This window comes from Syntrophomonas wolfei subsp. methylbutyratica, from assembly GCF_001570625.1.
GTDB lineage: Bacteria > Bacillota > Syntrophomonadia > Syntrophomonadales > Syntrophomonadaceae > Syntrophomonas > Syntrophomonas methylbutyratica.
Window position 1 is genome coordinate 273,183 of the sequence record NZ_BBQT01000001.1, and the last position, 20,296, is coordinate 293,478.

General features: G+C 50.5%; 16 protein-coding genes. 3 read left to right on the plus strand and 13 right to left on the minus strand.

Annotated elements, in window-relative coordinates; all coding sequences use genetic code 11:
- Positions 1 to 108 precede the first annotated feature (108 nt).
- The 3 genes from AWB54_RS01185 to AWB54_RS01195 form a co-directional block, all read right to left on the minus strand.
- Positions 109 to 2,820 carry an SH3 domain-containing protein gene (locus AWB54_RS01185; RefSeq protein ID WP_153014632.1) on the minus strand — a complete coding sequence of 904 codons (2,712 nt, stop codon included), beginning with the start codon at positions 2,818 to 2,820 and terminating at the stop codon, positions 109 to 111.
- Between the two features lie 375 nt (positions 2,821 to 3,195).
- Positions 3,196 to 4,326 (minus strand): LCP family protein, encoded by a 1,131-nt coding sequence (locus AWB54_RS01190; protein ID WP_061212815.1) that lies wholly within the window; start codon positions 4,324 to 4,326, stop codon positions 3,196 to 3,198.
- A 113-nt stretch (positions 4,327 to 4,439) separates the two neighbouring features.
- A complete protein-coding gene (locus AWB54_RS01195; RefSeq protein ID WP_061212816.1) occupies positions 4,440 to 5,555 on the minus strand; it encodes a glycosyltransferase family 4 protein in 1,116 nt (371 codons plus the stop codon).
- Between the two features lie 207 nt (positions 5,556 to 5,762).
- On the opposite strand from AWB54_RS01195, the gene csaB reads away from it, so the two are divergent.
- The 3 genes from csaB to AWB54_RS01210 all read left to right on the plus strand — a co-directional run bounded on the left by csaB (position 5,763) and on the right by AWB54_RS01210 (position 10,664).
- On the plus strand, positions 5,763 to 6,833 hold the full coding sequence (gene csaB, locus AWB54_RS01200; protein WP_061212817.1) for a polysaccharide pyruvyl transferase CsaB: 1,071 nt from the start codon (positions 5,763 to 5,765) through the stop codon (positions 6,831 to 6,833).
- A 78-nt stretch (positions 6,834 to 6,911) separates the two neighbouring features.
- Positions 6,912 to 8,411 (plus strand): murein biosynthesis integral membrane protein MurJ, encoded by a 1,500-nt coding sequence (gene murJ, locus AWB54_RS01205; RefSeq protein ID WP_061212818.1) that lies wholly within the window; start codon positions 6,912 to 6,914, stop codon positions 8,409 to 8,411.
- Between the two features lie 210 nt (positions 8,412 to 8,621).
- Complete coding sequence (locus tag AWB54_RS01210) at positions 8,622 to 10,664, plus strand: DUF5693 family protein (RefSeq protein WP_061212819.1); 2,043 nt, start codon at positions 8,622 to 8,624, stop codon at positions 10,662 to 10,664.
- Here the strand turns inward: AWB54_RS01210 and AWB54_RS01215 are convergent.
- The 10 genes from AWB54_RS01215 to dusB form a co-directional block, all read right to left on the minus strand.
- Positions 10,654 to 11,640: a hypothetical protein gene (locus tag AWB54_RS01215; protein WP_061212820.1), complete on the minus strand. Its 987-nt coding sequence runs from the start codon at positions 11,638 to 11,640 to the stop codon at positions 10,654 to 10,656. The two genes, AWB54_RS01210 and AWB54_RS01215, sit on opposite strands and share 11 nt — an antisense overlap.
- An 85-nt stretch (positions 11,641 to 11,725) precedes the next feature.
- Positions 11,726 to 11,983, minus strand: a complete 258-nt coding sequence (locus tag AWB54_RS01220; protein ID WP_061212912.1) for a type II toxin-antitoxin system RelE/ParE family toxin — start codon at positions 11,981 to 11,983, stop codon at positions 11,726 to 11,728.
- The gene (locus AWB54_RS01225; protein ID WP_061212821.1) at positions 11,976 to 12,269 is read right to left on the minus strand and encodes an AbrB/MazE/SpoVT family DNA-binding domain-containing protein; all 294 of its coding nucleotides are present in this window, start codon (positions 12,267 to 12,269) and stop codon (positions 11,976 to 11,978) included. The genes AWB54_RS01220 and AWB54_RS01225 overlap by 8 nt, the downstream gene beginning before the upstream one ends.
- A gap of 131 nt (positions 12,270 to 12,400) precedes the next feature.
- Positions 12,401 to 13,855 (minus strand): MBOAT family O-acyltransferase, encoded by a 1,455-nt coding sequence (locus tag AWB54_RS01230; protein ID WP_061212822.1) that lies wholly within the window; start codon positions 13,853 to 13,855, stop codon positions 12,401 to 12,403.
- Positions 13,856 to 14,023: 168 nt separating this feature from the next.
- On the minus strand, positions 14,024 to 15,505 hold the full coding sequence (gene lysS / locus AWB54_RS01235; protein WP_061212823.1) for a lysine--tRNA ligase: 1,482 nt from the start codon (positions 15,503 to 15,505) through the stop codon (positions 14,024 to 14,026).
- A 329-nt stretch (positions 15,506 to 15,834) separates the two neighbouring features.
- Positions 15,835 to 16,314 carry a transcription elongation factor GreA gene (gene greA, locus AWB54_RS01240; RefSeq protein WP_061212824.1) on the minus strand — a complete coding sequence of 160 codons (480 nt, stop codon included), beginning with the start codon at positions 16,312 to 16,314 and terminating at the stop codon, positions 15,835 to 15,837.
- Positions 16,315 to 16,539: 225 nt separating this feature from the next.
- On the minus strand, positions 16,540 to 17,448 hold the full coding sequence (locus AWB54_RS01245) for a hypothetical protein (protein ID WP_061212825.1): 909 nt from the start codon (positions 17,446 to 17,448) through the stop codon (positions 16,540 to 16,542).
- Positions 17,441 to 18,355: a hypothetical protein gene (locus AWB54_RS01250; RefSeq protein ID WP_061212826.1), complete on the minus strand. Its 915-nt coding sequence runs from the start codon at positions 18,353 to 18,355 to the stop codon at positions 17,441 to 17,443. Before AWB54_RS01250 ends, AWB54_RS01245 begins: the two co-directional genes overlap by 8 nt.
- Positions 18,356 to 18,479: 124 nt before the next feature.
- A complete protein-coding gene (locus tag AWB54_RS01255; RefSeq protein ID WP_061212827.1) occupies positions 18,480 to 19,010 on the minus strand; it encodes a hypothetical protein in 531 nt (176 codons plus the stop codon).
- Positions 19,011 to 19,318: 308 nt separating this feature from the next.
- A complete protein-coding gene (gene dusB / locus AWB54_RS01265) occupies positions 19,319 to 20,275 on the minus strand; it encodes a tRNA dihydrouridine synthase DusB (protein WP_082735939.1) in 957 nt (318 codons plus the stop codon).
- Positions 20,276 to 20,296 lie beyond the last annotated feature (21 nt).

Below are 20,296 nucleotides of genomic sequence, written 5' to 3' on the forward strand. Positions count from 1 at the left end.
AACTTTTGCAGTGACATCATAGTTGAGCTTTTAAAAAGTCGACAATTTTTGATTGTCATCGAAATCCCTGTCGTTTTGAAAGAAAAGTGAGGGGTTTTCTTCGCCTCGTTACAATTTTATCTCCGCACTTCCGCCGCAGTACTGGGTGATGCCATCGGCTATGGCTTCAGCGGCCAGGGTGCGGAAGTAGTCCTGCTGCAGGAGCTGTTCTTCCTCGGGATAACTGAGGAATACTACTTCAGCCAGGGCTGAAGGCATCCGGGTGTTCCTTAGTACAGAAAAATTGGAGCTTGGCCCGGTTTTTACCCCCCGGTCCACGCGGCGGAGCTTGCTCACCAGTTGCTCCTGGATGCAGGTGGCCAGGCGGCATCGTTCCGCACTCTGCATAAAAAGCTCGGGGTTGTCTAAAGGAGCATAATAATGGGTCTCGCTTCCCTGGGCCGCCGGATTATTCTGGCTGGCGTTATTATGGATGGATACGAAGAGCCGGGCATTATAGAGGTTGGCGATATCGGCCCTCTCCTCCAGGGAAACATAAGAATCGTCATCCCGGGTGAGTACTATTTCCATTCCCCGCTGCCGCAAAAGGGCGGCTACTTTCAAACTGATATCCAGGTTGGGCTCTTTCTCCTTTAACCAACTGCCGATGGTCCCGGTTTCTTTGCCGCCATGTCCGGGGTCAATGACTATAGCGGAACCAAGCTGCTGTACATCGCTCTGGTCCACGAAGAGGATATGGAGCTGGTTGCCTTCAGCGCTCTTACCGAAGGCGAATTTGGCCGGGTTTTTAGTCTCAATGGTCAGAACCATACCCTGAGTCCCGTTCACTTCACTTTCGTTTAACTGCAGGCGCTGCATCAACTGGCTGTCGAAGCTGTATTCGGATGGGGCGCTGCCCTTCAGCAGGAAGGGCAGTTTTATCTTCATCTGGGTTCCCTGCTGTTCGGAGCTATAGTCCAGGGGCAAGACGGTCTTTAAGATTATCCTCTCGCCTTTGCTGCCAAAGGTCTTCCTCTCTATACCGGTAATAAAGTTGCTTATGGTTATGGTTTCTTTCTTGCCGCCTTCTTCGCTGGCGCTGCGGTATTTCAGATTGGCCGGTATGCTGATATAAATAACGGCATCTTCACCCTGTTGTTCAGCTTTAACCTCCAGTATCTCACCGGCGATATTCTCACGGATAATGGTGTTGCCCTCAATGGAACGACCGGTAAAATAGTAGCGCAAGTTATTGCCGCTTTCCTCCAGGCGCCCTTTTAGCTCCACTCCCGAACCAATGATTATCTTCAGCCCGGTTTCGTCTTTGCTGGATAATATACGGATGTTCTCCGGTGATGCGGGCGGGGGCAGTTCGCTCGAAGAATTACCGGGAGTGCCCGGGGAAGTAGTCACCGGTACAGCCGGGGGTTCGTTTTCCTGCCAGGCCACATCTACCACCTCGCCTGATACCCAGGCTATTTTTCCTCCGCGGCTGACCTGGTACCAGCCGTCCTGGGCGGCCAGAACCTGCATCCTCTCTCCGGAGCGGGCCTGGTCAAGCTGAGCGTGGCCGGTGGAGGGACCGCTGCGCAGGTTTATAAGTTCTTTATTGACGGTTACGGCTACCGCCTTCTTGCCGCTACCGGCAGAGGGAGCGCTGGGGGCCGGAGGGCTCTTGATATTTATGGTGCGGGTGCTTCCCTCCCAGTCTACGGTACTGCCAAAGGCTTCACCTACGAATCGCAAGGGAGCCAGGGTGCGGTCAGCCACTATTTTGGCGGGTACATCCAATTGCCGGACCTGTCCATTGACGGTAGGGGTAAGGGAACCTATAGCCAGTACTACCGTGGTGCTTCCTTTGCGTGAAGTGACGGTGCGGGTGGCATTATCCCAATCCACCGTAGCGCCCAGAGCCTCAAAAATAGCGCGCAGGGGCACCAGAGTGCGATCGTTTTCAATAATGGGAGGTACTTCAAAACTTAAGGCCTGCCCATCCAGAAAGACCCGGGGAGCACTACTGCTAGCCGCAGAACCGCCGGTGGCGGCGCTGCTGCCGCCGGCAGCGGCGGGCGGAATTACCGTGCTGGAGGCCATGCTGCTTTCCTTCACCAACCAGCCCGCTACATAGGCATCGCTGCCGTTGGCGAGACGAATCTTATACCATTCCCCTTCTTTACTTATGACGGGATAGGCGGTTTTTTCATCAATGCTGCCGAGTTTTGGATAGCTTTCACCCGGACCGCTGCGAATATTTATAGGGCCGGAAATGACCTCAACCTGCCTGGTAACGGCAGGAGCCGGGGATGAAGCCGGGGCGGTGGTCGTTGTTTCCGGCTGGCTACCGGCTGCCGGGGCGGAGGAGCTGTTCGCAGCAGCTGCCGTTTTGCTTACCAGGAAGGAAGCTATGTAAGCGCTGCTGCCGCCGGGAACCTGGACTTTATACCATTCTCCCTCCACATCCAGCAATATCAGGCTGTCCCCTTTGCGCAGCTGCCCGACCTGGGAAGAGCTGGTCGAGGGGCCGGACCTGAGGTTGGCCTTGTCAGCAGTTACCTGCAGCCGTATTTCTTCTTTTTTTACCTGCAGGAGGGAGTCAGCTACCCAGCCGTTCAAGGAGCCTAGCTGGATTTTCTTCCAGCCGTCCTTGCTCTCCAGGATTGCTACCTCCGTGTTCTGGTAGAGGGTGCCCGCTATTTCGTGGCCGGTACCGGGACCCTGGCGTATATTGACCACACTACCCTTGATAACCGCAGTAGCGGCCGGGGACGGCTGGGCCCAGGCCAGGATAACAATCAGGCTGAGTAATATGGTATAGGTGAAAATATGTAGAGCCTTTTTCATAATATGTACCTCCGGGCAGGCAAGGGGACGGTTCGGCAGGCAAGGGGACGGTTCTTTTGCCTGCCTTTTTTCTTTTTTTATCTCCCAGGCAAGGGGACGGTTCTCTTGCCTGTTGTTCTTATCTCTTGGGTCAACCCTTCCGTCTTCCGCTTTCCGTCTTCCACCCTCCGCCTTCCGTCTTCCGCCTCGGCAGGCAAGGGGACGGTTCTCTTGCCTGTTGTTCTTATCTCTTGGGTCCACCCCTCCGTCTTCCGTCTTCCGTCCTCCGCCTCGGCAGGCATGGGGACGGTTCTCTTGCCTGTTGTTCTTATCTCTTGGGTCAACCCTTCCGTCTTCCGCTTTCCGTCTTCCGCCCTCCGCCTTCCGTCTTCCGTCTTAAATATAGCCGGCTGGTCCGGTAGGATCCGGGCTGGGATTGGAAGTCTCAGATTTATTATTGGATGGGGCCGGGTTCCAGCTTCCCGCATGGCCGGGACTGGGCAGTTTCGACCTCTCCACATCCCTATTGCTGGAAATGTCATTTTCAGCGCTGCTGCTATTATTTTTAGTAGCTATCGCCTTTTTCTGGCTGTTAGTAGAGCTCTGAATCACAGCTACGGTTTTCCCAGCCAGCATATTGTCCAGCAGGCCGGCAAGGTTCTTCTTATCGGCTATCCAATAACTGCAGGTGAGGTTGCCGTATTCGTCACATTCATCATAGAAATAACCGGGAAGCGTCTGGGTCACAATGGAATCGGCAGTAAAGCCGGGAGCCCAACTGGCCAGGCGCAACATATCGCTTTTCTTAAGATCAGTATCCATATGTTTGTCCAACTGCCGTACCAGGGTGGGGAGCTTGGTCAGGGTTTTGGGTTTTAATATTTCATCAGCCAGGGCTTTGAGGAATTCCTGCTGGGCTGCCGTCCTCTGTATATCGCCCATAAGATATTCGCGGTAGCGGACAAAAGCCAGGGCCTGCCTGCCGTTTAGCTTCTGAGTGCCCGGGTAGAGGTCAATATCCTCAGTGGGTTTGTACATGCGCTGGGGTACATTGATGGTAACCCCGCCCAGGGTATCTACTATCTCCTTGAAGCCTTTGAAGTTCATTTCCACATAATAGTCTATTTTGGTATCCATCAGCTTTTCCACAACTTCAACCGCATACTTGGGGCCCCCCAGGTAGTTACCGGCACAGATTTTGTCCACCGCTCCGCCCTTAAGCTGAACCCTGGTATCGCGGGGAATGGAAACGATGGCCGCCTTGTCCAACTGGGGGTCAATGGTCACCAATATCATAGTATCGGAACGGGAGTTCGTTTCCCCGGAGCGGGCATCTACCCCCAGGACCAGTATTTTAGTTCTTTTCCCGTCTTTGGGCTTATTTGCCGTTTCTTCCTCTTCCACTGCCGGATCGGCATCCCGGTCAGCATATAGTATATGGCTCAGACCGGAACCAATGCCAAAAAAAACGCCAAATATAAGTCCAGCTATGAAAACATATTTTAGATAGGATTTAGTTTTGGCCATCGGCGCTTTCTCCTTGCTTAAATTACCAGGAAATGTTGCAAAAATTTAAAGACCGGTAATTATATCTTTAGACGCCATTTTTATCGTTTTTGATTCCCCTATTGACAAAATTCTTAAATATGTTCGCTTATTTTAGTTCTGGAATTGGACTCTATGGCCTGCCGGGCCATCCGAGCGCTGCTTCCGCTGAACATGCCAATCTTGCTGGCCCCCAGAACTATTAGTATAAGGAGCAATCCGAGCAAGAGACTGGCTTTAGGGCTGGTTACAAAACTAAAAGTAATAGCCACCAGGCCGAAAAAGCCGCTAATACCATAGATTACGAGTACACAGTTGCGGTGGCTCATGCCCATGGCCAGCAGACAGTGGTGCAAGTGATCCTTGTCGGGCTTGAAAATGGGCGTCCGCTTATTTATACGGCGAATTATGGCAAAAAAGGTGTCAAATATGGGGATGCCCAGGATAACGATGGGCAGCAAAAGGGATATCAGAGTAGCGCTCTTGGCGGTACCCAGAATAGCCAGGCAGCCCAGTATGAAGCCCAAAAGATTGGAGCCGCAATCACCCATAAAGGTTTGGGCAGGGTTAAAGTTATAAGGGAGGAAGCCCAGGATGGAGGCCAGCACGAGGAAAGCCACCAGGGCTACTTCCACCTGCCCTTGCAGCAGGGAAACTACACCCATGGTAACGGCGGCTATGGCAGAAACCCCGGCAGCCAGGCCGTCTAAACCGTCTATGAGGTTTATGGCATTACTGATGCCTACTATCCATAAAAAGGTCAGGGGAATACTGAAATAACCCAGGGCCATCAACCCGTCAAAGGGATTAGTAACAAAGTGTACCATTACACCGAAATATATGGCCACGGCTGCGGCCAGGGACTGTCCCAAGAGCTTCACTCCGGCGGAGAGCTGAAATATATCATCCAACAAACCTACCAGGAACACTATACTGGCACCCAGAATAATGCCCAGGTAGGGACCGGAATACTTCTGCAAAATAATCATGGAAAAAATAAAAGCCAGAAAAATCGACATTCCGCCCAGGCGGGGCATATTGGCGCTGTGAACCTTTCGCTGATCCGGCTGATCAACGGCTCCGATTCTGTAAGCGATTTTAATAACTCCGGGCGTGGATAGATAAGCTATAAAAAAGGCTGACAACAGCACAATAATATACACGGGTGCCGACATTATATTACAAACCCCCATCTTCAACACTAGGTTCATTCTAACACCGCTCCCCAGGCTTGTCTATATGGGAAGTTCAGGGGAAATCGATGTTGAAAGCTGTCGTAATGCTTATTTTTTTCGTTTTTTTAGGACTTTTGTGAAACTATACGCTGGCAGGCGCTAAAACTTTCACCAGGCCATTGTCTTGTCACCGGCCAGCAATAAAACTATAATGGATTAGATTAATAGATTTGGGAGTGACTTATGAGAATCGCCCTGTCGGGATATTACGGTTTTGACAATGCCGGGGATGAGGCCTTGCTTTCGGCTATCACCTCAACCATAAAGAAACTGGAGCCGGCTGCAGACTTCGTGGTCTTTTCCGGCCATCCCCGGAAAACTTCGTCCCTGCACGGCATCCGGGCGGTTTATTATTTGCACCCCGGGCAGATCCTGCGCGAGCTTTTCCGGGCTGACCTTTTGATCAGCGGGGGTGGCAGCATTTTCCAGGATATAACCAGTGCCCGCTCCCTTCCTTATTATATAAGCGTGGTGGCCCTGGCCAAATTCCTGGGCAAACCGGTGATATTTTATGCCCAGGGGGTAGGCCCTATCAATCGTTCTTTAAGTAAATTCTTGATGCGCCTGGTGGGCAACCGGGTAGATCTTATAACCCTGCGGGATCATGATTCCGCTGTCTACCTGGAGAGGCTGGGGGTTAGCCGCCCGCCTATGATTATTACCTCTGACCCGGTCTTTTCCCTGCAACCGGAGCCGGGCGTACGGGAAGAAATGGATAAACTCTTGCAGGCAATGGGGTTACGGGGCCAGGTCCTGGTAGGGGTGGCGGTGCGCCAGTGGTTGGCTTTGGAGGGATACCAGGAGTCTCTGGCCCGGGTTTTGGACGAGCTGGCGGAGAGGGGCTGCCGGATTCTGTTTATCCCCATGGCCTATCCTGAGGATATCCCTGCTGCGCGGAAAGTAATGAACCTGATGAAAAATGATGCTTGGCTGCTGGAAAGGCCGCTTGGCGCCAGGGAGCATCTGGCCTTGATTGCTCACCTGGATATAATGATCGGCATGCGCCTGCATGCCTTGATTTTTGCGGCCAGCCAGGGGGTACCCTTTGCCGGGATTTCTTATGATCCGAAAGTTGATGCTTTTTTGAAACTTTTTGAGATGAAGCCTCTGCCGCTGGCTTACAAAGATATGAAAGCTGAGATAGAGCGGGTGCTGGAAGATAATGAATGGAGAGAGCGGATAAGGCAGAGAGCCGGGGAAATGCGGGAAAAGTCGGTAGAGAATGCTCGTCTGGCCCTCTCATTACTCAGATGAATCTGAAGGGTGACAAGGGGATATATCAGAACCGTCCCTTTGGTATACCTACAGCCTGCGAAGGATTGGAAGGAACAAGTGAGAAATAAGGAGAACAAAACGGGTAAAAACTTTATAGGGGTTTCGATATTAATATTTTTTTCCAAGCTGCTGGGCTTCGCCCGGGATATTGTCTTTGCCTCGGTTTTTGGCACCACCATATTGACCGATGCCTTTCAGGTGATTTTCAGTTTTCCCAGCCTGCTCTTTTCCAGCATCGGTATGGCCTTATCGTCAGTCAATATTCCGGATTTGACTTATTTCGTGAAAAGCCGCAGCCGAGAGGAACGCAACCGCTACATAGCCAGTCTCTATGCGCAAATCACCATTTGGGGCAGTTTGATTGCGCTTCTGGGCATCATTTTCGCACCGGCGCTTACGCAATTAATTGCCCCCGGCCTGAGTGGGGAAGTGACCGGAATCGCCACCTTTTTGACCCGTATCATGATGCCTACCCTGCTCTTTGTCAGCCTGACCTACCTGACCACTGGAGTCTTGCAGGTTCACGGCTATTTCATGCTCTCGGCGGTTATCAGCATTCCTTTTAATCTCCTGATAATCGGGGCGCTTCTGCTGCGGGGAGCGGACATCATCATATTGGGCTATGTGACTACGGCGGGCTGGTTCCTGCAGTTTCTTATCCAGGTTCCAGTGCTGGTAAAAGAAAAATATCGCTTTTTAGGAAAAATTGAATTCAAAAATGAAAAAATCATCAACCTGTATAAGAATTTGCTTCCTATATTGCTGGGAAACTCTCTTTTACAGCTTTGTTTAATAATTGACCGCTCCTTCGCCACTCACCTCTCCGAAGGTACTACGGCCGCGCTGGCCTTTGGCAGTAATCTTTTTATCACCGCTACCAGTATTTTTATCGTGGCCATGTCCATCGTGGTTTTCCCGCGGCTGTCCGAGTACTGCCTGCAATTGGATTATGAGCGTATGCGGGAAACGCTGGCCGCGGTTTTCAAGGTACTGCTTTTCATCCTGCTCCCCTATCTGCTGCTGGTTGTAGCCTATAATCGGGAAATTATCACCCTGGTCTACGAGCGGGGGGCTTTTACCAGTAAATCCACGGCCATGACTTCGCTGGCCTTTCTATTATACAGCCTGGCGGTGGTGGGTTATGCCTGCCAGGAGATCTTCAACCGGGTATTCTATGCCTTGAAGAAGTTTCATATTCCTATGAAAGCGAGTTTGCTCTGCCTGCTCATAAATCTGTTGCTGGATTTCCTCTTGTTCCGGCAGGCCGGGATAGCGGGGATAAGCCTATCTACCTCGTTTTGCCTCTTGCTTTATGGTGTTATAATGAGTTTTATGGTGCGGCAAGAAGTTGGCAGCTTTGTGGGCCGGGATTTCCTGCTCTTCGCCGGCAAGCTCTCCGTTCCGGCGGGAGCGATGCTGGGAGTAGTCTATGCCAGTAAATGCTTCTTCCCGGGAGGGCCGGTCTATGCCTTCCTGCTGCCTCTGTTGCTTAGTGCGGGGGCTTACCTGGGAGCCGCCTGGGTAATGGGCTTGCGGAAGGATTTGCTTTTGAAATAAATCTTCACTGTAAAACCCCCTTTTCTTGTATAAGGCTTGCACAAATATACAAAGCGAGCGTTGGCGGCGGTATATTTATACAAGCCAACAAATATTAATGTGGGGACACAAGGGACGTTTCTTTTGTGTCCTCCCAATAAAGGCATATCACCACGATAGGGCACAAAGGGACTGTCCCCTTGGAAGTAACGCAAATAGGAGGTAAAGTTGATGAGGAATAGATGGCTGATTAGCGGATGGTTTTTCTTGTTGCTGACCCTGCTGCTGGCAGGGGGCGGCTTATGGCTGCGGGTTTCCAATGAAAATCAGAACCGGGCGGTTATTACGGTTATCGACTACCGGGAGTTCTGGAAAACTGCGGATGCGGCTGATATGGAACTGGATGAAGTGCTAAAACAGCTTAAAGAAAGCGGAGTCACTCATGTGGGAATCAAGGAGACCTCTTTGCGCGACCTGGCTTACAGCGGGGAGATTTATCTATCCCCCTGGGGCGAGTTTATGGCTTTCAACCGCAACTATGCCCCGGAGCTGGAAGCGGCGGCCCGCCGGGCCGTGGGGGAGCAAGTTATAAGCCCGGACAAGCTGGTGCTCTGCAGTGACCGGCCTGATACAATTAGATTTCTGCAGAAGCAACTAGCCAGCCGTTTTCAGCCCGAAGAACTGCTTAGTTTCAAGGCCGACGGGCAGAGCTATTTTATCATAAATGCGGAACTGCTTCCCCTGGATAAGCCCAAAGACCCCAAAAAACCAGCCAATGAATTTGTAGAAGTCGATGCCCGCCTGGGCTTTGACGATAGGGTGCTGGACCGGCTGAAAGCCGGGGGCTTTAATATCGTACTGCGCCCGGACAACAGCATGGGTTCCAATGATGCCTACCTGCAGGAATACGAAGAACTGGTTGGCAAATATGATGTAAAATACCTGGTCTTCGGCAATGAGGTCAGCGGGGCTCCGGACCGGCTAGAGGTCATGGAGGATTTGGTCAAGAAATATGGACTTATTATCGGGATTATCGAAACTCCGGTGCAACTAAAGTATGTGGAACAAAAGGGCCTGGATGAATTGATGGTGGCTGCTGCCTATCCCATCAACCGGCTTTATTCGACAACTAACGATGAGTTTGTACAGACAACGGATGAGCGCTATTACCGCTGGGTGCGGGCGGTAGTGGACCGGGGGATACGGATTCTTTATGTTTCACCGTTCAAGGACCGAAAAGTAAGCTATTCGGAGAATATCAACAATACCCAGGAAGTAATCGAGCGCTTCCATGCTGCTATTCAAGGGAAAGGCTTTACCATTGACCAGCCCTTGCCGCATCTTTCCAGTGAACAACCGGGTCCCTGGCAGCAGTTAGCCCTATCTATGAGCCTGTTGCTGGCGGGGACACTCTACCTTTTCTATCTGTTCCGCCCGGGACGCCGCTTCATTATTTTGTTGCTGGGACTGGGGATAGCGGGATGTCTTCTCTGCAATCTGGTGGTGGGAATGGACCTGGCTAAAGTCTATGCCCTGGCTGCGGCCATACTCTACCCCTCCCTTTCCAGTTTGTTGCTGCTCATATACCTGCGGAATCACCGGGAGCAGGCACTGGCATCCAAGCTTTTGGCGGGACTGGCCATCATCCTCGGGGTTAATGCCCTGGGGATGCTCACCGTAGTCAGCAGCCTGGCCGATATCCGCTATATAATGAATGTAAAGGTTTTCAGCGGGGTGAAACTGGCTTTTATCATGCCCTTATTGCTCTTCGTGGTGAATTATTTCGCTTGTTTTGCCGGGGAGGAGGGTTTCAAGGAGAAAGTTATGGGGTTCTTGCGGATGAATCCTAACTACCTGGTGCTTTTCACCCTGGGTGTAGCCGTTCTGGCTCTCTACTATTATTTGGGGAGGAGCGGAAACAACCCGCAAATCGCAGTCTCTTCGTTGGAATTAAGGTTCCGCGAGGTTCTGGAAAGCGTTTTCCTGGCCCGCCCGCGTTTTAAGGAGATCATTATCGGCTATCCCTCACTATTTGCCCTGGTTTATCTTTACCATCGTTATAAAGAGGAAGTAATTTTGCTGGTTTTGGGCTTCGGGGTGGTCATGGGCAGTATCTCCATGGTCAACAGCTTCTGCCATGTCTTTACGGCGGTGACGATTTCCGCCAACCGCACTCTGGCGGGCCTCTTGGTGGGGGTGTTTTTTGCCCTGCTGGCCCTGCTGGGGATAGGGATACTGGAGTGGATTCTGCGGCGCTGCGGGGTTATTTCTTAATAAGTACCCCGAAGTCTTCTGGTATCCGGGGGTCGGAGCTATTCATCACCCGGTGGGCGATGAGGGTGCCGATATGGGGATAAACATGGCTGGCATCATAATAGTTGTCAAGGTCGGTAGTAATGGAATTAGGACCCATGAAATTGTAAACTTCGCCGAAAACCTCTACACAGTTCGAAAGCCAGCGCTGGTAATAGGGATAGAGACCCTCTTCCAGCATTAACTCATAAAGAGGCTGGGAGATAGGGGTGGTAAAGACGATAAAGCGGGTATGGGGGTTGCTTTCCTTCAAGTGACTTAGAATCCCTTTCACATCGACATAGTGATAATTGGCATAGATGTCCCGGCGGTATTTGTCCACCGTGGCATCTATTTTTTTTTGCTTTTCGCCGGCGGGTACCAGGTTCAGGGTCTTTATATTGCGGCGGTCATAAGCAAAATTCTGCGGCTGGCCCTGGCGAGAAGCCTGGAAATTCTGCCAGGAGTAGCGCAGGACATCCCGAGACAAGAGGGTCTTGTAGCGGTAGCCAAACTCATTGGCCTGCTCAATATAGAGGGAGGGCTCATGGAATTCCCGCTTAAGGTTCTGGTTGCTGGCGTAAAAGTCGAGGCCGATGATGATAAGTTCGAATTCCTGGCCCTTCCGGGCTTTGGCATATTCTACATAGTCGTAGTATTCATCCAGCAACATATTGCTGACCGAGTAGTTGTAGGCCTTGCAGCCGGGAAAGTCATACTGGCTGATATAGGTGGTGCGGCTGCTGCCTAGAATCAGGCTGTCGTAATCGAAAGAGCCAAAAGTTACCCGGTTGGTTTTTTGCTGCCGCTCGTCAAAAGAGGCCTGAATCCGGTTGTAGTGGTGGGCATGCCCGAAGTTCCACAGGGGATCAATATAGAAATTGAAGCCGGCAATGGCTATTAAGGGCAGCAGTATTAGGCTTAAGGTCACCAAGAGCCATTTCTTATATGATATCATTTAGAAACTACATCCTCCGATAGAATCTGACAGGGGGACTGACAGGGGGACGGGATTGTTTGCAGGCCGTCCCCTTGGCAAGCCCTCAATAATTCTTAAGAATATCGTGATGCCCTATAGCCATCAAAGTATACACATTGGATTCCGGCAGGTAAATCATCCTAACATCCATATTTACATATACCTCCCAGAAATCTGTCCCTTTAATAATATGCACTTGCAGCGAAGGATGACGAGGATTTTCGTTCAGGAGGCGGATGGCCTTACGAGCTTGCTTCTGTTCAGATGGGGATAATTTCCGGAACCCTTCTAAAAAAGTATCGGTTAATATTATCTCAGGCATTATCATCCTCTTCCCCACCCAGCTTTTCCATGAGCGATTTGATATCCTGGAAGTGCTGCACTCTCCCCTGGGCAAGATCTTCAGCACTCTTTTTCATCATATTTTGCCACTCTTCGCTCCAGAAGTATTCCTGGTTCTTTTCATGCCAACCCACCGGGGAAATAAAGATGCCCCCATCCCTTTCTTCCAACAATACATGATCCCCTTCATGTATATTTAAGTTTCGTGCTACCTGGGCCAGGCTAACCAGCATCCGCTTCTGCACTTGTTGAATAACTGTTGACATGGTATTACCTCCAAACATTTAGGCTGTAATTACAGTTTAACTGTTGTTGGAATAGGAAGTCAAGAATCATATTAGCAGTAAATACTTTACCCGGTTTCTTAATCATCAATAAAATTAAGCATTAAGTACTTTTAAAAATTAAAATAGAGGAACTCGCTGACGCCGGTAAGGCTTAATATGGCGGCCAGGGCCATGGCTCCCACCCAGACGGCCTGGCGCAGTCCCGGGGTGAAGTCCTTTTCTAATTCCATGGAATTGCGCCAAAACAGAACCAGGGCCAGACTTATTGCCAGCAACAGGGCGGCACGGGCCGGGTTTTGCAGGGTAAATTCGCCGAAAAGCACCCCGGCGGGGGCGAGAAAACCGAGTTTTCCGGCCAGTCCGGCCGGCAGTACGATGCCGCTGAAACCCAGCATGCCTTTTATGACTTTCAGGGCCTCGGACCAGCTTTCTGCGCGGAAGAATACCCAGCTGAAGTTGACAAAGTTAAAACATAAGAGCCAGGCCAGAACCTGGTTCATCCGCAGCCCGGTCTTCTGCCAGAGGCGGTGGATAACCAGGGCCAGCCCGTGCAAAAATCCCCAGAAAACAAAGGTCCAGGCAGCCCCATGCCAGAGGCCGCCGAGTAAAAAGGTAATTATGAGGTTGCGGTAGAGTTTGCTTTCGCCATGGCGATTCCCCCCCAAAGGGATATAGAGATAGTTGCGCAGGAAACGGCTCAGGGTCATGTGCCAGCGGCGCCAGAATTCCTGGATGTTTCGGGCTTTATAAGGTGAGTTGAAATTTATGGGCAGGCGGATATTGAACATCAAGGCGGCGCCCAGGGCCATATCGCTATAGCCGCTGAAGTCGAAGTAGATCTGGAAGGTATAGGATAGGGAAACTATCCAGGCTTCCAGGAGGCTTAAGCTGCTGGCCTGATCAAAGCCGAAGCTGGCCCAGCCGGCCAGGGTATCGGCGATTATAACTTTTTTAAACAGACCGGTGAAAAAGAGAAAAAGACCACGGGAGACATTTTCATAATTCCAGGACTTGTTTTCCGGGGAAGCAAATTGGGGCATCATTTCCCGGTGGTGAACAATGGGACCGGCAATGAGATGAGGGAAAAAGCTGACAAATAGGGCATAGTTCAGCCAGTCATATTCCTGCGCCTTGGCCTGGTAAGCGTCTACCAGGTAGGCGATCTGCTGAAAGGTAAAAAAACTTATCGCCAGGGGCAGAGTCAAGCGCAAGAGGGAAAAATGGGCGGAAAAGAGCAAATTAATGTTGCCGATAAAAAAGTCGGCATATTTGAAATAGCCCAGAAGAACCAGGTCTCCGCTGATGCCGGCAACGAGCAAAAGGTGCCGGGTGGGATTCATGCTGCTGCTGAGCTTTGACAGGCTGGAGCCAATGATGTAGTTAAAAAGCATGGAAAAGAGAATCAGGGGCAGGTAAATCACATTCCACCAGCTGTAGAAAAAGAGTGAAGCCAGAACCAGCCAGGCTTTGGCCGCTCCTTTCCACCCGCGGTGGTTAAGAAAAAAATACCCCAGAATAGTGAGGGGCAGGAACAAGAAAATAAACTCGTAGGAATTGAATAACAATCTTCTTTCACATCCAAGTTAACGGTGCCAGGCACTTAAGTTGTTAAGTTATTGAAGTAGCAGCCCAACCATCGATGAAAAGTGAGTTAGTAGGTGCTGTAATAGTAAGATGTAATAGAAAATAAATTAACCCCTTACCCCTCACTCCTCATTTTTCTAGCTTACCCCTTACGGCTCATTAATGCGCGGGCGGAGAGTGGGGAAAAGGATGACGTCTCTGATGGAGGGTGAGTCGGTCATCAGCATCACCAGGCGGTCTATTCCTATGCCCATTCCTCCCGCCGGAGGCATACCATATTCCAGGGCGTTTATGTAGTCTTCATCCATCATGTGGGCCTCAGCATCGCCGCCAGCCCTCTTCTCTACCTGCTTGATAAAGCGTTCCTTCTGGTCTATGGGGTCGTTCAACTCGGAAAAGGCATTGGCTATTTCCCGCTGCATGATAAAGAGCTCAAAGCGGTCGGTAAATTCGGGGGTTTTCAGGTTTCTCTTGGCCAGGGGCGATACTTCCACCGGATGCCCGTAGACAAAGGTGGGCTGAATGAGCTTGTCCTCCACAAATTGCTCAAAAATTTCGTTAATCAGCTCTCCCCGGGAAGCACCTTCTTTGACCTCCAGACCCAGCTGCCGGGCGGCTTGGCGGGCATCTTCATCGCCCTTAATAAGGGAGAAATCCAGTCCGGTGGCTTCCTTGATAGCATCCAGCATGGTCACGCGCCGCCAGGGGGGGGTGAAATCGAGCTGCTGCCCTTCAAAATCTATTTGCATGCTGCCATTTACCTTAAACATCACCGCGGAAATCAAATCCTCGCAAAGCTGCATCATCACTTCATAATCACCATAGGCCTGGTAGATCTCCAACATGGTAAACTCGGGATTATGGCGGGTGGATATGCCTTCATTGCGGAAGTTGCGATTTATTTCATAGACCTTTTCCAGCCCGCCCACTATCAGGCGCTTGAGATAGAGCTCCGGGGCTATGCGCAGGTAAAGCTCCATGTCCAGGGCGTTGTGGTGGGTTATAAAGGGCCGGGCGGTAGCGCCGCCGGGTATGGGCTGCATCATGGGGGTCTCCACTTCCAGGAATCCCCTGTCATCCAGGTAGTTCCTCATTTCTTTGATTATGCGGCTGCGCTTAACGAAAACTTCCTTAACCTCAGGATTTACGATTAGGTCCACATAACGCTGGCGGTAGCGGAGTTCCACATCCTTCAGGCCATGCCATTTTTCCGGCAGAGGGGTAAGGGATTTGGAGAGGTAGTAAAGATTCCTCACATGGATGCTTATTTCTCCCTTCTGGGTGCGAAAAACTTCGCCCTGGATTCCTAGAATATCGCCTATATCCAGCTTTTTATATAGTTCGTACTTTTCCGGGCCTAAATCATCCTGGCGAAAATAGAGCTGAATGCTGCCGGATAAATCGGCCAAATTGGCAAAACCGGCCTTGCCATGTCTTCGTTTGGACATTATCCGTCCGGCAATGGCTATAGTCTTCCCTTCCCATTCGGAGAAGGTTTCCTTTATATTCTGAGCCATAGAGTCGCGTTCAAATCTCCGGCCAAAGGGCTCAATTCCCATTTCCTTTAGTTCAGCCAGTTTCTCGAGCCGTACCTTCTTTAGCTCGTTAATATTTAATTCGGATTCCGACATTAAAACACTTCCTCAAATTCTTTTTAACCCTCCATGTCCGCAAGCTTAATTATTTGTGACAAGGGGACGGGGTTGTTGACATACTCGTTCCCTTTGGTTGCTATTAAAGTTACTGTGGTCGGCACTCAGCCAGTAATCCGCCAAGTTTATTACAAATTATCGCTTCTGAGTACCGGGTCTGCGTCACAACCATTGATGAAAAGTGGATTAGTATGCGCTTGGTATAATAAAATGTATTTGGGAATACCCCTTCTAATCACCGGCATCTGGTGACCATTCCGTCTTCCGATTTCCGTCTTCCGTCCCCTGATGACCGACGACCATTCCCACTACTTTTCAACTTTCATAATCTTGTATTTAATAGTTCCGGCGGGTGCTTCTACCGATACGGTGGATTTAACTTTCTTACCCATAATGGCTTTGCCTACCGGTGATTCATCTGAAATTTTCCCGTCTTTGAGCTTGGACTCAACGGAAGATACCAGGGTGACCGTAACCTCACGACCTGATTTCATCTCTTTGAGGGTGATGCGTGACCCCAGGGAAACCACATCGGTGCGTATGTCCTCATCTTCCATCAAACGGGCTTTTTTCAAGGTTTTTTCCAGGCTTATTATGCGTCCTTCGATAAAGGCTTGTTCATTTTTGGCATCTTCATATTCTGAATTCTCCGTTATATCTCCAAAGGCAATGGCCTGTTTAATCCGCTCTGCAACCTCTTCTCTTCTCACCGATTTGAGGTGCTCCAGTTCATTTTCCAGCTTCTCCAGGCCTTCTTTGGTGAGAACTACCTCTTTTTCCTCCGCCATCTAATTCGCTCCTATCCATAATAAATTCATAAAAGCGAGACGGGGCTCGCTCGCATTTAAGCATTGGAAGAAACTGCGGAGCAGTTTCAACACAGCGCTGCAACGAGGCGTGGGATTAAACCCCACCGCCTGTTTTGTTAATAGGAACCCGGCCGCTTAAAGAAGCGGGGGACATTTTTCACCTCGTTATAAAGGCCGCTTTTCCTTTATGGTATTATAAAGAGCTCATATTGCCTTGTCAAGGAAGAGCTCCCATAAGCCGGTCTGATTTCCCAATTCCTGCAGAAGCAGAAATTTCCGGCCTTCTTCCTCCCTGGCATTATCCTGTTCGGCATTGGGACCAAAAAATCCTGCTTTTGCCAGCAAAGATATCTCCAGTATCGGGGCCAGGTTATGCAAAGCAGGGTCAATGCCATTGCCGGCCAAATGATTCTCCATCTCTCTGGAGAGGCCTTTTACCTGATCGCTGAACTTGATACAAAAAGCCCGGGGCGAGCTGATTGCCATCTGGCGCATATCCGGGTCAAACATCAAGACCAGTTCTCCCCTTTCCCATTTTTCCGGGTTCAGGTAACTGGTGCTTACCGCCTGCCCTTTTTCGTAGAGCAGGTGATAGGCCAGAATCTCATCGCGTGAAGGATGGGTGCTTTGCAGGGACACCGGTACACCCAGGGCGGCTGTTTCCGCTATAAATTCGGGAAAATACTCGGTTTCCCCGGTAATAATCAGTTTTCTTATCCCTCGCCGGGAATGGATTTTCCGGACAAAAACACTGGCCAGGGCTTTGATGAAATTATCCCCAAAAACCAGGGGGAGGGAGGGAAAAAGGAGGCGCAGCTGTTCCTTGTGCAAGCGATCTACGGCCATGGCCGGCAACTGGTAATCTTCCAATATCTCCGTTGAGCGCTGGCTTATGTTTTCCTGCTTTTCCGCATCCAGCAAGCGGAGGTTGCCCGGCCCCAGGGGAAGCAAAATATTGCAGCCCCGAGAATTAAGACCGTCAAGGTGAATCAGTTTTTCCACCCGGGGGGAAAAAAATAGGGGGGCCAGCCTGTCCAATATGGATTTCCGGTAGATTAGCCCCCGCCGGTCCTGCTTTCTTAAATTAAAAAAGGCAAAGTCCAGGTCAAGCACTGAATTCCTCCAGATTCACCACCCCTGGCTTCAGGTTTAGCTCCTGCAGCATGGAAAAATAATCGGCCGGAGAAATTTTATCGATGGGACGCCCCATCAATGTAACCATTATGGCCTCTATAACATTGGTGCCAAAAGAGCGCCCGCCCATGTCCGGGGTGGTGGTAATAACTTTGCTGATGCCCCGTTTTTTTAACATCTGCATATCCTCACGGGTGGTGGTGTTGGTTATTATCACCTGCCCGTTGAGTTTCTCCGGCAGGTAACGGCGGATATAAAGGAAGTCGCCGGCTAAAACATCAGCTAGATAATAATATTTTGAATGCTTGGGAATTATGACATCCTGCTCCTTGCCGGTGGGATAAAGCTTGTCAAAAGGCATGTTAACAATAAAGGGAGCCGCGACACTTCCCAATATTCGCAGGGTTCGCAGCGAATGCATGGGGATGGGCACACCTACGGTGTAAATAAAATCGCCCAGGGTCAGGCGCGCTCCGATTTCCTCAAAAGCTTCCGCCATGCCAAAGCGATCCACGGCACAGACCATCAAGACCCGTTTCCCCTTAAGATCCATGATTCCATCCCGCTGGATATCCATGATACATTTGCGCTCCAGGGTATTCTTCAAGCCGCTGCCGTCCAGCATCGGGGTTTTCCGGGCTTCATTCATTAAGCGGCGGGCGTCTTTTATTACATAACGCTTACCAGCTATGTATACATAGAGGTCGATACCCCCCATGCCGAAGGCATCCACCTTGCCATCCAGTTCCCTTATGAGATCGATAGCGCGATTCCAGTCTCCGTCAGTTCCGATACGTTCTATGTAAAATTTCACTCCCATAAATTCCGTTTCAAAGGAGTGATCGCGGCGCGATGAACCCAGGCTGACACTGACAATACGTTTCAAGTACCTGCCTCCTTTTTTTCTTGGCTGCTTCCCCAGAAACACAAGGGGACGGTTCTTTTGTGCCGTTCCGTCTTCCGCCCTTCGTCTCCCTTCTCCCGACAAGTGATGACCGATGACTTTTCTGCTAGCGGGCAGCTCTGATAGAGCGCAGGATTTTCCTAATTTCCTGCGGGTCCACCCACTTGTCTTCAGTTATGGGGGAGGCACCTATTTCCACCCCGATAAACTGCCCGTCCAAAACACCTTCAATGAGCTTCAGTCGTTCATCGGAGCCAATTCCTATTACTATTTCGTAGCCCCGGACGCGGGCGGTCAGATCCATCAACTCGTTCAACAGTTCCTTGCCGCTGCGCTGGTTGACAAAATCCAGCCTTTCTTTTTCACTCATCAATAATATAAAGTCTACCCCTTCTTTTTCCAGAATATCCTGAACTTCCTGTTTATTTTGCAGGGGAAAACCGATACAGGCTATGGATTGCCCTTTGCGAATTTCACCAATGCCTTCGAGACGGGATATAAAGGTACGATCGATCGCCAGGCGATCGGCCGTTTCTTGCTGTGACAGACCCCGGGCCCTCATTTGCAGAGCTTTGCGCAAAATATTCTCAATCTTCTGCCAGCTTATAATCTTATCCTGAATACGAAATGTTTCCATAAACTTCTCCTTCTATTATGGGGATGTGGGGATGGTTCTCTAAATCGACGTTATCATGGGGACAGTTCTTCTGATCAGGGACAGGTTGCCAGGCAAAGGGACGGTTCTTATGGCTGGTCTTCTTGGTTTGCATCCCATGAGACAAATGAAACGGCCCCCTGGCTCCCCCTATCTCGGAAGAATTGTCCCTGGCTTTTCTGAGCACAATATTGTTCACAACATTGATAGTATTATTTTACCACCAGCACAAAACAGGAATCAAGCGCTAATGCTGAGGGACCCGATTAAGGGGAATGAGGAGATAGGCTTCACAACAGGGAATTGAGGGCAAAGAGCAGTTCATCACGGGATGCGGCGTGGTTTATCTCCTGGCGAACACGGGTGGCTCCAGGGAGTCCCTTGATATACCAGGCAAAGTGTTTGCGCATTTCCCGGACGGCTACTGCTTCGCTTTTAAATTGGCAGACAAGATCTAGATGCCTGGTGGCAGTTTGCAGCTTTTCTTCGCGGCTGGGTGGGGGTAACCGGCGGTTATATTCCAAGAGCTCCAGCGTTTCCCGGAAAATGAAAGGGTTTCCCAGGGCGGCCCGGCCAATCATTACCGCATCACAGCCGGTGAAATCAATCATCCGCCGGGCATCATCAGCCGACCAGATGTCGCCGTTGCCGATTACTGGTATCTTAAGCTCCTTCTTCATCTCTTTTATTAAATTCCAGTCAGCCAATCCGGAAAAGAATTGCTGGCGGCTGCGGGGATGAAGGCAAACAGCAGCAACTCCCTCTTCTTCTAGCGCCTGGGCCAGCTCCAGGCAATTAATGCTGTTTTCATCCCAGCCCTTGCGCATCTTAACGCTTACAGGAACTTTTACCACTCGCAGTACTTCCCGGACTATGGCCCGGCTTTTGGCTATATCCAGCATCAAGGCTGCCCCTTCCCCGTTTTTTACGATCTTGGGGGTAGGACAGCCCATATTGATATCAATAATATCTGCTCCCATCTCTTCTGCTATCCGGGCAGCAACGGCCATGCTTTCTGCTTCGGAGCCAAAAATCTGTACGGCCACCGGCCGTTCTTCTCCACTGCTATCGGCTATTTTGCTGGTTCGCCCCTGACCGTAAACCAGGCCTTTGTCACTTACCATTTCACTGCAGACCAGCCCACAGCCAAAGTCTCGCGCCAGAATGCGATAGGCCTTGTCGCTAACTCCGGCCATCGGAGCAGCACAGACGCGGTTCTCAATCTTCTGTTTACCAATAAAAAACACTGACTTCTCCTTAAATAAGAA

Excerpts from the sequence above, each read along its gene's own strand:
- greA (WP_061212824.1), bottom strand. The coding sequence starts at position 16,314 with ATGGCGGAGGAAAAAGAGGTAGTTCTCACCAAAGAAGGCCTGGAGAAG.
- AWB54_RS01255 (WP_061212827.1), bottom strand. The coding sequence starts at position 19,010 with ATGGAAACATTTCGTATTCAGGATAAGATTATAAGCTGGCAGAAGATT.
- AWB54_RS01195 (WP_061212816.1), bottom strand. The coding sequence starts at position 5,555 with ATGAACCTAGTGTTGAAGATGGGGGTTTGTAATATAATGTCGGCACCC.
- AWB54_RS01190 (WP_061212815.1), bottom strand. The coding sequence starts at position 4,326 with ATGGCCAAAACTAAATCCTATCTAAAATATGTTTTCATAGCTGGACTT.
- AWB54_RS01185 (WP_153014632.1), bottom strand. The coding sequence starts at position 2,820 with ATGAAAAAGGCTCTACATATTTTCACCTATACCATATTACTCAGCCTG.
- AWB54_RS01210 (WP_061212819.1), top strand. The coding sequence starts at position 8,622 with ATGAGGAATAGATGGCTGATTAGCGGATGGTTTTTCTTGTTGCTGACC.
- AWB54_RS01225 (WP_061212821.1), bottom strand. The coding sequence starts at position 12,269 with ATGTCAACAGTTATTCAACAAGTGCAGAAGCGGATGCTGGTTAGCCTG.
- AWB54_RS01220 (WP_061212912.1), bottom strand. The coding sequence starts at position 11,983 with ATGCCTGAGATAATATTAACCGATACTTTTTTAGAAGGGTTCCGGAAA.
- AWB54_RS01215 (WP_061212820.1), bottom strand. The coding sequence starts at position 11,640 with ATGATATCATATAAGAAATGGCTCTTGGTGACCTTAAGCCTAATACTG.
- lysS (WP_061212823.1), bottom strand. The coding sequence starts at position 15,505 with ATGTCGGAATCCGAATTAAATATTAACGAGCTAAAGAAGGTACGGCTC.
- csaB (WP_061212817.1), top strand. The coding sequence starts at position 5,763 with ATGAGAATCGCCCTGTCGGGATATTACGGTTTTGACAATGCCGGGGAT.